Source organism: Virgibacillus siamensis (assembly GCF_039522605.1).
GTDB classification, from domain to species: domain Bacteria; phylum Bacillota; class Bacilli; order Bacillales; family Amphibacillaceae; genus Lentibacillus; species Lentibacillus siamensis.
Genome location: NZ_BAAADS010000001.1, coordinates 319,826 through 333,264 on the forward strand (window position 1 = coordinate 319,826; position 13,439 = coordinate 333,264).

At 43.6% G+C, this 13,439-nt stretch carries 11 protein-coding genes and 2 tRNA genes; 7 read left to right on the forward strand and 6 right to left on the reverse strand.

Going from position 1 to position 13,439, the window contains the following annotated elements:
• Positions 1-13 precede the first annotated feature (13 nt).
• Positions 14-691: a GntR family transcriptional regulator gene (locus ABD010_RS01590; protein WP_343809665.1), complete on the reverse strand. Its 678-nt coding sequence runs from the start codon at positions 689-691 to the stop codon at positions 14-16.
• Positions 692-969: 278 nt separating this feature from the next.
• On the opposite strand from ABD010_RS01590, the gene ABD010_RS01595 reads away from it, so the two are divergent.
• Positions 970-1,953 (forward strand): 2-hydroxyacid dehydrogenase, encoded by a 984-nt coding sequence (locus ABD010_RS01595; RefSeq protein ID WP_343809667.1) that lies wholly within the window; start codon positions 970-972, stop codon positions 1,951-1,953.
• Positions 1,954-2,454: 501 nt separating this feature from the next.
• Here ABD010_RS01595 and ABD010_RS01600 read toward each other — a convergent pair.
• The 4 genes from ABD010_RS01600 to ABD010_RS01615 form a co-directional block, all read right to left on the reverse strand.
• The gene (locus tag ABD010_RS01600; protein ID WP_343809669.1) at positions 2,455-3,642 is read right to left on the reverse strand and encodes a M24 family metallopeptidase; all 1,188 of its coding nucleotides are present in this window, start codon (positions 3,640-3,642) and stop codon (positions 2,455-2,457) included.
• Positions 3,643-3,945: 303 nt separating this feature from the next.
• A complete protein-coding gene (locus ABD010_RS01605; protein ID WP_343809671.1) occupies positions 3,946-5,355 on the reverse strand; it encodes an APC family permease in 1,410 nt (469 codons plus the stop codon).
• 61 nt (positions 5,356-5,416) lie between these two features.
• Positions 5,417-6,760: an aminotransferase family protein gene (locus tag ABD010_RS01610; protein ID WP_343809673.1), complete on the reverse strand. Its 1,344-nt coding sequence runs from the start codon at positions 6,758-6,760 to the stop codon at positions 5,417-5,419.
• Between the two features lie 293 nt (positions 6,761-7,053).
• Positions 7,054-7,878 (reverse strand): aldo/keto reductase, encoded by an 825-nt coding sequence (locus ABD010_RS01615; protein ID WP_343809675.1) that lies wholly within the window; start codon positions 7,876-7,878, stop codon positions 7,054-7,056.
• 173 nt (positions 7,879-8,051) lie between these two features.
• On the opposite strand from ABD010_RS01615, the gene ABD010_RS01620 reads away from it, so the two are divergent.
• A tRNA-Thr gene (locus ABD010_RS01620) sits at positions 8,052-8,127 on the forward strand.
• 8 nt (positions 8,128-8,135) lie between these two features.
• Positions 8,136-8,225 (forward strand) — tRNA-Ser (locus ABD010_RS01625).
• A 53-nt stretch (positions 8,226-8,278) separates the two neighbouring features.
• Here ABD010_RS01625 and ABD010_RS01630 read toward each other — a convergent pair.
• The gene (locus ABD010_RS01630) at positions 8,279-9,040 is read right to left on the reverse strand and encodes an alpha/beta hydrolase (protein ID WP_343809677.1); all 762 of its coding nucleotides are present in this window, start codon (positions 9,038-9,040) and stop codon (positions 8,279-8,281) included.
• 142 nt (positions 9,041-9,182) lie between these two features.
• Between ABD010_RS01630 and ABD010_RS01635 the strand changes: the two genes are divergently transcribed.
• From ABD010_RS01635 to ABD010_RS01650, 4 genes are all read left to right on the forward strand, one after another.
• Positions 9,183-9,953: a 2-keto-4-pentenoate hydratase gene (locus tag ABD010_RS01635; protein WP_343809678.1), complete on the forward strand. Its 771-nt coding sequence runs from the start codon at positions 9,183-9,185 to the stop codon at positions 9,951-9,953.
• 168 nt (positions 9,954-10,121) lie between these two features.
• Positions 10,122-11,219 carry a branched-chain amino acid aminotransferase gene (locus tag ABD010_RS01640; RefSeq protein ID WP_343809680.1) on the forward strand — a complete coding sequence of 366 codons (1,098 nt, stop codon included), beginning with the start codon at positions 10,122-10,124 and terminating at the stop codon, positions 11,217-11,219.
• Positions 11,220-11,323: 104 nt separating this feature from the next.
• A complete protein-coding gene (locus ABD010_RS01645; protein ID WP_343809681.1) occupies positions 11,324-11,827 on the forward strand; it encodes an AMP-binding enzyme in 504 nt (167 codons plus the stop codon).
• A gap of 226 nt (positions 11,828-12,053) precedes the next feature.
• Positions 12,054-13,439, forward strand: coding sequence for an MmgE/PrpD family protein (locus ABD010_RS01650; RefSeq protein ID WP_343809684.1), 1,386 nt, complete (start codon positions 12,054-12,056; stop codon positions 13,437-13,439).

The following is a 13,439-nucleotide window of genomic DNA, read 5'->3' on the forward strand; positions in this document are numbered from 1 at the left end:
AATATAACGGAATCTAATTGGCATTCACACGGTTTTCATCATTTACCCCGAGCAGTTTCTCCTCGACATATTCAATATGGTTGCTGACCCTTTTCACTACAGCATCCTTATCCTTTGAAATCAGCGTCTGGAGTAATTCCTCATGTTCCCGGTAAAATGACTGCGGACTTGAATAATATTGATCCAAATGCATGAGAAAGGTCCGGATTTGCACCTGAAGTGAATTATAAATCCTTACAATTCTTGCATTCCCACATAAGTTCACAACAAAACTGTGAAACTCCATATCCAGGTCAAATAATCCGTTCCAGTCATGTTCATCCGCCTTTATTTTCATTTGTTCCGTAATCTTTTTCAGCTTTTCAAGTTGTTGTTCATCAAGTTTGGGCATTGCCTTTTTAAACGCCTGTGATTCAATAAGTGTACGCAATTCGATAATTTCATTTAAATCCTGTTCGGTAAAATCCGCTACATACGTTCCTTTTCGAGCTTTACTGACGATCAACTCCTCTGTTTCCAGAATTTTAAATGCTTCCCGTATCGTGCTTCTGCTGACATCAAAGTGCTCAGCCAAATCTGTTTCCAGCAGACGGTCGCCAAATTTGATTGATTCACTCCAGATATCCTTTTTTAACTGATCGGCAATCAATTCACTCAGTGGTTTTTGCACGATAATATTATCATCGCCCATTACCGGACTCCCCTTCTGCATTTTTTCTGCATATGTTTTATGTCGATTGTCGACATTAACTTATAGTTCCATCATAATTCAGACTATTCGGATTGTCAATTGCAATCTAATAATTTTAAATCTTTTAATTAAGTGATAGCAGACTTTTCAAAAAAAACACACCACTTGCTGCTAACACGGTGCGGTTTTTATATATTTTTTGGTTGACTTCCCGCCATTATACGGCTACGTTTGAATTAATTCTGATTTCATTTTTTGGCAAAAAGGGGAGGAGAACAATGAAGAAGAAGATACTGGCATATAATCGGGTGGAAAAGCCTGTACTGAAACGACTTCAGGACCAATATGATGTACAGTTTTTTAAAAATGTCGACACGAAAAACGACTCCGAATTTCTTAACTTTCTTCATGAAGCGGACGGAATCATAGGACTGGAGCTGCCGGTTGACCGTGAGTTGCTGGAGCACGCTCCCAACCTGAAAATCATCAGTAATGTTTCGGTCGGTTACAGTAACCTGGATCTGAATGCACTCAAAGAAAAAAACGTAATGGCAACCAACACTCCGGGCGTGCTGACGGACACGGTAGCTGATACTGCTTTTGGAATTTTAATTGCTGCGGCCAGAAGAATTCCCGAATTGGATAACTATGTAAAAAACGGCAACTGGACTTCCGAAGCAGTCGGTCCGGAACTTTTCGGCACGAATGTACACCATAAAACACTGGGAATTATCGGGATGGGCCGAATTGGCAGTGCCATTGCACAACGGGCACATTTCGGCTTTGACATGGAAATCCGGTATCACAGCCGCTCCAGCAAACCGGATGCCGAAGAGCGATTTGGGGCGAAGTACTGTGAACTGGATGAATTACTCGAGACATCTGATTTTGTCTGCATGATTACACCATTGACTGAACAAACGGAAGGAATGCTAGGTAAAAAAGAATTTCAGCGGATGAAAAAGTCTGCTATTTTCGTCAACAGCTCACGCGGAAAAACAGTTGTCGAAGAGGATCTGATTGAAGCACTTGAACAAGGTGAAATTGCCGCTGCCGCACTTGACGTATTTGAACAGGAGCCAATCAATGCTGACAACCCACTTTTAAAGATGAAAAATGTTGTCACTACTCCGCACGTCGGTTCTTCCACCGTGGAAACTGAACTGAAAATGTCGGAGTTGGCAGCAGATAATCTTGAAGCCGGATTGAACGGTGAAAAACCTGCCAATCTAGTTGATGAGAGTGTTTGGAAAGATAAATAGGGTTGTTGTAAAATACAATGAGGTTGGGTAATCAGAAAGTAAAAATTAAAAGACGAACAATTCAAGGAACTAGCGGAGGAAATATACGTAGACTCCCGCGGGAGGAAAGGCCTAGATGAGACCCCGCAGTGCGACGAGCACTACTTCTACCGAATCTGCTACGAGTTGCGAGGAGTGCTGCTTCCCCGAATATGCTTGCAACACGACGAGCACCAAGCACGAGGAGGGCTCAACAGCCGCCCGCGGTAAAGAAGACACAGCGAAAGTGTTTTTCTTGGCAGATAAGAAAGTATAAAACTTTCTTACTGCATAAGTGCAACTATGGCTGTCATCTAAAGGCTTGGTGACAACCAAGTTTTCTAAAGCTGATGTCGCACTTATGCTCGAAAGTGAAAGCGAAGTATATTTCCGGAGCGGCTGAGCCTATCACATTAATTCTTCTTTTCTTTTGATAAAACACTTTTTGTTCCAACCTCATTATTAATCTAAAAATCCTATTAATCAAGCAAGACGGATATTCGGTTTCACATACAACTCACGTGGGAAATCAGCAAGAACCTTACATCCGGTTTCGGTCACAAGAAATGATTCGCTGATTTCGACACCCATATTATCCATCCAAATACCCGGAATCAAATGGAATGTCATATTAGGCTCCAGAATTGTTCTGTCACCTGGACGGAGACTCGCTGTATGCTCTCCCCAATCCGGCGGGTAGTTAAGTCCCATCGAATACCCCATACGTGATTCTTTCTTAATACCGCGTCGTTCAATAACCTGACGCCAGATTATTTCAAGTTCCTCACACGAAATACCGGGCTTAACTGCATCAAGCACAGCATTAATACCTTCCACCACAACATCAGACACATACTTCATATCATCATTAGGCTGTCCGATTACCACGGTCCGGGCCAATGGCGAATGATAACGCCTGTAACAACCGGCCAGCTCAATAATGGCAGGATCACCATGTTTAAATCTGTCATCCGTCCATGTCAGATGTGCTGCTGATGTTTTTTCACCCGTAGGCAGCAACGGAACAATGGATGGATAATCCCCTCCGAAATCTTCTGTACCTCTGATTTGTGCGTGTGAAATTGCTGCTACAACATCACACTCACGGACTCCTTCATTAATTGTTTCAAAAGCCACATGCATTGCCTTTTCGGAAATTTCAGCTGCTTTTTTAATATAGCTTATTTCCTGATCTGACTTGATTATCCGTACCCAGTTAACCATATTTGTACCGTCTTTAAATTTCGCATCCGGAAGACCTTGTGTTAACTGCATATATGACCTTGCAGTAAAATAGTACGCATCAAGTTCCACCGCGATTGTCTGTTTATCACGTTTCCTTTCTTTTAATAAATCACAGACGAAATCCATTGGATGCCGTACTGCCGATTGTACATAGTGATCACCATAAGGTATTATATGTCCGCCATCAAGCCACGTCGTATACTCAGCTGCACTTGCATCCTGACCGCGCCCTACCCATATTGGCTGCTCTTCATCCAACATTACAATCAGCATTTGATGAACATAAAAGGACCAGGCATCATAGCCGGTAAGATAGTTCATATTCGCAGGATCGGTGATCATCAGCATATCAACCCCGGCATCCAACATGCGCTGTTTCGTCCGTGCCATCCTCTCCTTAAACTCCGAAACAGAAAAAGTTAACATCAATATCACTTCCTTCGTGCATTCTTGTAGCAAATCTTTGAAAGCGGTTACTTTTTTTACAAGGAGGGTAACCTTAATGTTGTATTTGACAACTTTTAATTAAAATAAACCTCTTACTATAGTAAATGTGTCATGTATAAATTTGGAACACAAATAAGAGCTTGTCGATTGTCGACATTGTCTTTACTCTATAATACTCTGTTCATTACGAAATTGTCAATAAAAATTACATTATTTTAAATCTTTTACAAAGTGATGAGCAGTGCCTATAATGCACTGCTCAACTGGGCTTAAAAAATTATATTACGCAATTCGATCAATCTCTTTTTTCATATGTTCATCAGCATAATCCTTTCCGTATTTTGCAACGGAATATTTATAAAAAATAAATCCCAACACAGCCCAAAGTCCTATAATCGCCCATTCATATGGCCAGGCAAGAGCTGATGGCATTCCAGGCATATAAAGGACGGCTATTCCAATTGTCAGCACAATTGCAATCCAGCCAATTGCTGTTCCACCCGGCAATTTAAACGGACGTTTCATCTCAGGTTCCCTTTTTCGTAAAATAACAAATGAGACCGCCACCATCAGCCATGCCACCACAAGTCCAAGACCACCTGCGTTAACAAGCCACACAAGTGCAGGGCGGCCAAACAAGGGGGCAATTACTGAGAAAAATCCAATCAGCAATATGGCTTTATGCGGTGTTTTATATTTCGGATGAAGCTCACCCAAACTTTTTGGAAGCATCCCGGCTTGAGCTAGTGCATAAATCGCCCGACTGCCGCCAACATAGAAGCCGATCCAGCTTGTTAATATACCGCCGATGCCACCAAGTACGAGAATATTACCCATCATCCGGCTGTCACCAAAAGCTAGAGCCATGGCATCCGCGGTGACCAGGTTCGACTCAGCCAATTCGGCAGGATTCATTATTCGCGAAACACCGAATATTACGGCGACATACCAGACAATCGCCAGAATAACGGAAAAGATGAGTAACTGTCCGATTCGTTTTTGCTTCAGGTTAATTTCCTCGGCAGCCTGAGGAATAACATCAAAACCGACAAACATGAAGGGTGTCATAATGATCACCGTCAATAACCCTGCTATTCCTTCCTCAAATAACGGCTGCATATTCTGCGGGTTTCCATTTGCAGTACTGCCGGTTATCAAGAGAATTCCGGCAATCAGAATCAGCAATGTCAGAATAAAAGAGATTGCGGTAGTCAACTTTATACCCCGGTAGTTAATCCAGGCAATCAACACCGAACCAATTATTCCTACACCGGCCCAGGTAATCGTCACATCCCAGCCTGCTATCGTATACAAATGTCCCATGCTGTAACCGGGAATCAAATAATCAAAAACTGTCGGCAGTGCCACTGCTTCAAATGCGACAACAGATACATACCCCAAAATAATTGCCCATGTTGTGATAAATGAAGCAATCCTTCCCATTGCTTTAAAGCTGTAAACATGTTCTCCTCCTGCAAGCGGCAGCGCCGATGACAGCTCGGCATACGTTAAGCCGACGAATACAACAACCGTTCCGCCAATTACGAAAGCCAATATCGCACCGAGTGAACCTGCCTCCGTAATCCACAAGCCGGTCGTTACTACCCAACCCCAGCCAATCATTGCTCCAAATGCGAGAGCGAGCACATCTTTATTTCCAAGGATTTTCAACAGCTTTTGTTCATTCTCCAATTTCCTCTCCTCCTTGTCATGTGAATGATGTTTAAACATATGTTTGCGCCCAGTGAATTATTTACATAACCTGCCCAAGTTCTTTCTCAACAGCATGTATCGCATCGTACAGCTTATCAACCAACGTATTAATTTGTACCTTATTGATGATAATCGGCGGTGCAAAACAGATAATGTCCGTGTTGTCGTAGGTGACCGGTCGGCAAATAACCCCGCGCTGATGAAGAGCGTCAATGACCTTTGGTGCAACCTTTTGATCAGAAGTAAAGCGTTCATTTGTCCCCGGATTGCGTACGAGTTCCACCGCACCAAGCAGACCCATAGTGCGAACATTGCCCACGATATTAAGTTTTTCTTTTATATTCTGAAATCCCTGCAGTAAAGCTTCGCCCATTTCCCGTGAATTTTCCACCAGACCCTCCTGCTCAAGAATTTCAATATTTTTTAACGCCACGGCGGCGGCTGTTGGGTGTCCACTGTAGGTGAATCCATGAAACAGAGTCCCTTCCGACATTTCTTTCAGCACCTCGTGAATAGGATCAGATACCAATACACCGCCAAGTGGTATGTAACCGCTCGTAACCCCTTTGGCAAATGTCAGCAGATCAGGCTGAACGCCATAATTTTCCACTGCGAACATTTTTCCTGTCCGGCCAAAACCGGTAATGATTTCATCGGCAATCAACAAAATGCCATACGCATCACAAACCTGTCGTACTTTTTCCAGGTAATCTTTCGGAGGAATCAGGACGCCTCCAGCCCCTTGCACGGGTTCCACGAGAAATGCTGCTACGTTTTCCGCCCCCTCGGTTTCAATCGTTTCACGAAGCGACGCAATAGCTGAATCCGTGCTGCTTCCATAAGGTGTTTCCGCATGTGTAAAGCCTGTCATCATGTGACCTGCCATACCCCAAAACTGTGGAATTCCGGTTGCACTGGTTGATGCGGCAGCTACACCGTGATACCCGCGTTTTAATGAAATAATCGTTTGGCGCTCTGGCTGCCCTTGAATTTTCCAGTAATGCCGCACCAGTTTGATAGCCGAATCATTCGCTTCCGATCCACCTGAAGTAAAAAAGACTGCATTCAGGTTTGCAGGCGAAATGGACGCAATTTTTTCAGCCAGTTTGATGGCTGGCTCATGACTGAATGTCGAAAATGCGGAACTGAAAGCCAGTTTTTTCATTTGTTCTGCGGCTGCATCGGCAAGCTCCACCCTCCCATGGCCGATATTGACATTCCACAAAGAAGACATCGCATCAATGTATGCGTTATCACTTTTATCATATAGATAGATGCCTTCCCCTTTTTCCATAATCACTTTCGGGCCATTTTCCTGTTGCTGCTGAATCGATGATGTTGGATGAATAAAATGCCGTTTATCCAATTCACGTAAATTTTCCATACACAATTCCTCCTGTTCAATGAAATAAAAAACCAGCAATATGAACAGACAAACGCACCTATTTTGTCTTTCGCTCATATAACTGGTTTATATCCAAGTACTTGCCCTGTTTCATCAACAAGGTCAATCAGACTTCGCAGTTACTATTTATTGTATTATTATTAATTTACCAAATATAATGTAATTGGTCAAAAATATTTTCAGAATGATTAGAAAAACCAGCCATTCGCCTCGTCCTATAGCGGGGCCAATGTTTTTTTAAGGTCAACGATAACTTATACTTTCTGACGTTATTAAAAATCATCCGGATTTGAGCCGCTCCTGTCATTGATATTCAATCCACTGATTTGTTCCATCTCCTCTACCGTCAGAGAAAAATCAAAAATATCCGCGTTCTCGATAATCCGGTGTTCATGGACCGATTTTGGGATGGTAATTACACCATTCTGTATATCCCAGCGAAGTATTACTTGTGCGACTGACTTATGATATTTTTTTGCGATTTCTTTCATCACCGGCTCGTCCAAAAGACGTCCCCGTTTTAGTGGTGACCACGCCTCAAGCTGAATATTTTCCTGGTTGCAAAAGTCCCTTAATTCCTGCTGTGTCAAATGCGGATGATATTCCACCTGATCGATGACCGGCTTCTCATTACTTGTTTCCATCAGACTTTTCAGATGACGAACATGAAAATTACTAACGCCAATTGCCCGGACCTTGCCATCGTGATAAAGCTTTTCAAGTGCTTTCCATGTATCTTGAAATTTTCCGCTCACCGGCCAGTGAATGAGATACAAATCCAAATAATCCAGCCCCAATTTTTCCAGACTTTGTTCAAACGCCTGTAATGTGGCATCATATCCCTGCTGGTCATTCCATACTTTTGAAGTAATGAAAAGTTCCTCCCTGGGAATACCCGATTCGCGGATTGCCTGTCCAACGCCGTGCTCATTATCATAAAATGAAGCTGTATCAATACTCCGGTACCCAGATTTAATCGCTGTTTTCACTGAATGGACGACGGTATCGCCATCCTCCACCTTATAAACCCCGAGACCAAAACCCGGCATTTTTACACCATTATGAAGTGTGACCGTATCCTGCAGATTATTAATCATAACTATCCCCTCCTGTTTCGACAAATGACAATGGTCACAACCCGAATTTTGTCGAACAATATCCTTATCATAATCATAATTCCGGTTCTTGCTCAACTATTGGATAAAATTTTCTGTGCATCCCCCTTGATGAATTTCCTAAAAAGGAGTATTATTTTCTATGGACATTTTACGCTGGTGTAGCACAGTTGGCAGTGCGCTTCACTCGTAATGAAGAGGTCGGAGGTTCGAATCCTCTCACCAGCACCACCCAAAATGGAGGAATACCCAAGTTCGGCTGAAGGGGACGCACTCGAAATGCGTTAGGGCGTGTAAGCGTCGCGTGGGTTCGAATCCCACTTCCTCCTCTTTTTTAGGGAAAACCAGTACTCAATTAACCTTGAATACTGGTTTTTTATTATCAAGAGCGCAATCGATTCACAAACGCCACACATTTTTCCGTAATCAGTTCTTTGTCATTGTCCAGTGTCGCCACGTGATAACTGTTATCCAGCTTGACCAGTTCACGATCCTCGGATGAAATGGAGTCATAGATTTCCCGAGAGTTTTCCGGCGGCACAACATGATCAGTCGCTGACGAAAAAATCATTGCCGGTGCTGTAATTTTTTCCAAATTTCCGCGGACGATCATCGACAACGCAATTAACTCCTTCATCGACTTCACCGGTGTTTGATCATACGCCAGTTCTTCAACACCCTCTTTTTTAATATCCGAACCAATCCCTTCGACAAACCGCGTATCCGTATCTTTGAGCGATTCATATGATTCAATCATTTCAGGCATATGAATTGCCGCATTAATCGGCATAATACCTTTAATCCGGCCAGCATTGGCATGCTCAGCTACATACAATGTCAGTGTGCCGCCCATCGAAAGTCCGGTCACAAAAATTTCATCACACGTTTTGTTCAACACTTCCAGCCCTTCGCCAACTGATTTGATCCATTCCCGGTACCCCGACTGCTCCATTTCTTCCGGATCCGTACCATGTCCTTTCAGACGCGGTCCATACACGGTGAAACCTTCTTCCGCCAGTTTTTCACCCAGGAAACGCATGCTTTGGGTGGACCCGGTAAATCCATGAATAACGAGCACCCCTGTACTATTCCCCTGAAAATAAAAATCTTCAGCTTCTTTCATGACCTCAAACGAATCAGACATGCTAATCCTCCATTTCTCTTAACTGTTAGAAATATTCTATCATATCAGGGCAATCCCATGCTGGATTCAGTGACTTTATTTCCCCCCCGAAATATTAATAATCTGATATAATAATTGGAAAATAACATTATCGGGAGGAACAATGATGACCAATATAACCAACTTGGCTGAAACACTATTTCATGCTCACAATATTCAAAAACCGCTTTCCAAAGAAGATATTTCAAAAGATATCAGCATAGTAGATGCATATGAAGTTCAGCACCAGTTAACCGAAATGAAAACGTTACGGAATCAGGATAAGCTGGCCGGCTACAAGATAAGCTTGACGAGTGAGGAAACACAGCGATTATTTGATTCCACGACACCACTGTACGGAGCATTAACACAGTCAAGCGTTTCAAATGGAACAATTAAACTGGATGATATGCTGTCACCGCTTATCGAAGTTGAGCTGATGTTTATCGCGAATGAAGAACTGTCAACGGCCGACAGTCATGAGTCAATCCTACAAAAAATGAGCGTCGCACCCGGATTGGAAATTCCCGATTCCCGCTTCACAGACTGGTTTCCAAAAACAAGTATGGGGCAAGTAATTGCTGATAGCGCTGTCGCAGGAAAAATAACAGTTGGCGAATCGGTGAATGGCCTGACATACGAACAGCTCGGCAGTATCAATGCCAAACTGACACTTAACGGCGAACCACTCGCTGAAGGACCGGCAACAGAAGTACTCGGCAACCCTGTTCATGCAGTGGCATGGCTTGTTAAGGAGCTGGCGAAGAGCGGTCGTACAATTGAAAAAGGAATGATCATTTCCGCCGGCACTTTTATTTTGCCAAAGAAGCTGGAAAAAGGAACATATCGGGTTAAGTTTGATAAAGTTGGCGAAGTAAGCCTGAATGTATTCTGAGCATAGTATCAGATTTCCGTAAAAAATTCAGTTGGTGTTCCAAGCATGATTAACCAGGCAGAAGCACAATTTTCAATTAATTTGAAACTTTTGATGTTTATCTATTGCATTAAGTGGAAATATGAATTATCATTGTTATTAAATTTTTACACCGAGGGGGTTAACAACATGGAAGATCGGTCCATACAAGTCAATCTTTGCACATCACGAAAAGAAAAACCAAAGTCAGATGAGTTGCAGTTTGGAAGAACATTTACGGACCATATGTTTGTCATGGATTATTCAGAACCGGCGGGGTGGCACGATCCCCGTATCGTACCGTATCAGAAACTGGAAATCGATCCGTCTGCCATGGTTTTCCATTACGGTCAGTCCGTGTTTGAAGGATTAAAAGCGTATAAGACATCAGCCGGCGAGCCGCAATTGTTCCGCCCTGAAAAAAATCTGAAACGAATCAACCACTCCAATGATCGGCTTTGCATTCCCCAGATAGAGGAAGAGTTTGCCTTACGTGCAATCCAGCAACTGGTTGAGCTGGAAAAGGATTGGATACCTGAAGCAAAAGGAACATCTTTGTATATTCGCCCATTTGTAATTTCCACCGAACCATATATCGGTGTAGCACCATCACGTCATTATAAATTTATGATTATACTTTCTCCAGTGGGCCAGTATTACAAAGAAGGAATTAATCCAGTCAAAATTGCTGTGGAAAACCAATATGTCCGTACGGTAAGAGGCGGAACAGGTGAAGCTAAAACCGGCGGAAACTATGCAGCCAGTCTCAAAGCACAGGAGCTTGTTTCAGACAGCGGATTTGCTCAGGTCTTGTGGCTGGATGGAGTCGAAAAGAAATATATTGAAGAAGTCGGCAGCATGAATGTATTTTTTAAGATTGACGGCGAAATCGTTACCCCTGCATTGAACGGAAGCATTTTGGAAGGTGTAACACGAAACTCGGTAATTGCGCTGTTAAACCATTGGAATATTCCGGTTAATGAACGGCGGATTTCCATGGAGGAACTGCGGCAGGCACACAAAGACGGATTACTCGAAGAAGCGTTCGGCTCCGGAACAGCTGCTGTCATCTCCCCTATCGGTCAGTTGACCTGGGAAGGAGAAGACATGCAGGTGAACAATTTTACAACTGGACCAGTAGCCAAAAAGCTGTACGACACACTGACCGGCATTCAATACGGAAGGGTCGAGGATCCATTTAATTGGATTGTTCCTGTTGGATCACAAGTCTATTCAAAAGCGCAATAAGGAAAACTCCCGGTTGCAGCCAGTACCGGGAGTTTCTCGATTTTATCGGTTAAACGCTTTCATCATTGTGCTATAATGGCAGTAAGCAAAGGAGAGTTAAGAATATGAGTGAGACTGAAGTACGTGTGGTCAATGAATTTGGTCAGGATGTCGCCCGCGATGGTCAGGAAATCGGAGAAGTTATAGTCAAAAGCCCAAGTGTGGTCAACAGCAGTGAAAAAGCGGATCAGACCATCGTGAACGGCTGGCTTCACACCGGCGACAGAGGCACCATTGATGAGCATGGCAGCATCCGTATTGTTAATAAAAAGGAATCTCCGGATACCGATAAGCATGCTTCAACAGTTGAAGTGGAAGGAATTTTTTACGAACACCCGGCTGTTCAGGAAGTAGCCGTTCTCGCCCGCCCGGACAAAAAACTCGGCGAAGTATTGCATGCGATTGTCACACTGCATGATGAGAAGTCCGCATCCGAACAGGAACTGCTCAAATATGCCGGGGAAAAACTGGACTCCGGCGACTGTCCAAAAACCATTACAATACTGGATGAATTGCCAAAAACACCAAGCGGAAAAATTCAAAAGATACGTTTGCGCGAGTCTGTCTGACAGATTGTTTACATTAATAATAGCCTGTATGGCCTTGACGGTCTGCAGGTTTTTTTAATGCCCAAAAATATATCTTATCGCATTATATAACTTTTTAATATCACTTTTTTAGTATTAAATAATTTATTTTTATCACTTATGCGCGTATTATAATAAGTGAAGAAAGCAAGAGATCTTGTTTTCCGTTCCCAATTGGCCAAAGGGAAATTACTTGGAGGTGATTCACATGTCAAATCGACGCACGATGGCAGAACAGCTTGCAGATTGGGCACATGACGTCCGCTGGGAAGATCTTTCCGAGGAAGCGATGCAGGCATTAAAAGGCCGGATGCTTGATTCAATTGGCTGTGCAATCGGAGCATTGGAAGGAAAACCCGTGAAAACTATTCGCCGGATGACCAAAGACCTTGGAGGGGAACCGCTCGTCACATTAATTGGCGGCGGAAAAACAACACCGGACTATGCAACACTTTATAACGGTGCTGCAGTACGATACTTGGATTTTAACGACTCTTACCTGGCAAAAAACGAAACAGGACATCCGTCCGACAATATAGCACCGGTATTGGCGTCAGCCGAGTATGCTGACGCAGATGGCCGTGATTTCCTGCTGGCACTAGCGCTTGCCTATCAGGTACAGTGCCGCTTATCAGATGTCGCCCCGGTCAGGGATCACGGATTTGACCATACCGTACAGGGTGAGTATGGTGCCGCAGTTGGAGCAGCACGGGCAATGGGACTTAACAGCAGTCAGATTGCCAATGCAGCAGCTATTGCTGGAACTGGCTATAATTCACTTCGCGTTACACGAACCGGTGAACTATCCAACTGGAAAGGGCTTGCCTATCCGAATACCGCGATGGGAGCAGTTCACGCTGCAATGCTTGCCAAATATGGCATTACAGGACCACGTGAAGTTTTTGAAGGAAACAAGGGCTTTATGGACACCATCGCCGGAGAATTTGAACTGGATTGGTCAAATGAAAATCTCGAACGCGTAACAGAAACGATCATTAAACGGTTTAATGCGGAAATTCACTCCCAGTCATCAATCGAAGGACTGCTCGAGCTGCGTGACCGCGAACAAATCAAACCGGAAGATATTAAGGAAATCAGACTGACAACCTTTGACGTTGCCTACAACATTATCGGCGGCGGTGAAGAAGGCGGTAAGAAATTGATACGCTATAAAGAAGAAGCAGACCACTCACTGCCATATATGCTTGCTGCAGCATACCTGGACGGTCAGGTCATGCCGGAGCAATATGAACCGGAGCGCATCAAGCAGGATGACATCCAACAGCTGTTACAAAAAGTAGATGTCAAACCGAGTGAGGAATACAGTGATCGTTTTCCAGATGAAATGGCGTGCAAGATCAAATTGGAAACGAATGACGGACACATCTTCACAGTTGAAAAAAACGATTATCAAGGATTCAAGACACAACCAGCCGGCTGGGATGTATTAATGGAAAAATATAACGGTTTGACCGCCAAGATTGACAGTGACTTGGCCGCAAGAATTGCCGACACCGTCAAAAATCTGGAGAATGTGAAAATCAGTGAGCTGACCGAACTGCTAGGTCAAGTTAAAATCAGGGAGGCGGAATAA

Excerpts from the sequence above, each read along its gene's own strand:
- ABD010_RS01590 (WP_343809665.1), bottom strand. The coding sequence starts at position 691 with ATGGGCGATGATAATATTATCGTGCAAAAACCACTGAGTGAATTGATT.
- ABD010_RS01595 (WP_343809667.1), top strand. The coding sequence starts at position 970 with ATGAAGAAGAAGATACTGGCATATAATCGGGTGGAAAAGCCTGTACTG.
- ABD010_RS01600 (WP_343809669.1), bottom strand. The coding sequence starts at position 3,642 with ATGTTAACTTTTTCTGTTTCGGAGTTTAAGGAGAGGATGGCACGGACG.
- ABD010_RS01610 (WP_343809673.1), bottom strand. The coding sequence starts at position 6,760 with ATGGAAAATTTACGTGAATTGGATAAACGGCATTTTATTCATCCAACA.
- ABD010_RS01615 (WP_343809675.1), bottom strand. The coding sequence starts at position 7,878 with ATGATTAATAATCTGCAGGATACGGTCACACTTCATAATGGTGTAAAA.
- ABD010_RS01630 (WP_343809677.1), bottom strand. The coding sequence starts at position 9,040 with ATGTCTGATTCGTTTGAGGTCATGAAAGAAGCTGAAGATTTTTATTTT.
- ABD010_RS01635 (WP_343809678.1), top strand. The coding sequence starts at position 9,183 with ATGATGACCAATATAACCAACTTGGCTGAAACACTATTTCATGCTCAC.
- ABD010_RS01640 (WP_343809680.1), top strand. The coding sequence starts at position 10,122 with ATGGAAGATCGGTCCATACAAGTCAATCTTTGCACATCACGAAAAGAA.
- ABD010_RS01645 (WP_343809681.1), top strand. The coding sequence starts at position 11,324 with ATGAGTGAGACTGAAGTACGTGTGGTCAATGAATTTGGTCAGGATGTC.
- ABD010_RS01650 (WP_343809684.1), top strand. The coding sequence starts at position 12,054 with ATGTCAAATCGACGCACGATGGCAGAACAGCTTGCAGATTGGGCACAT.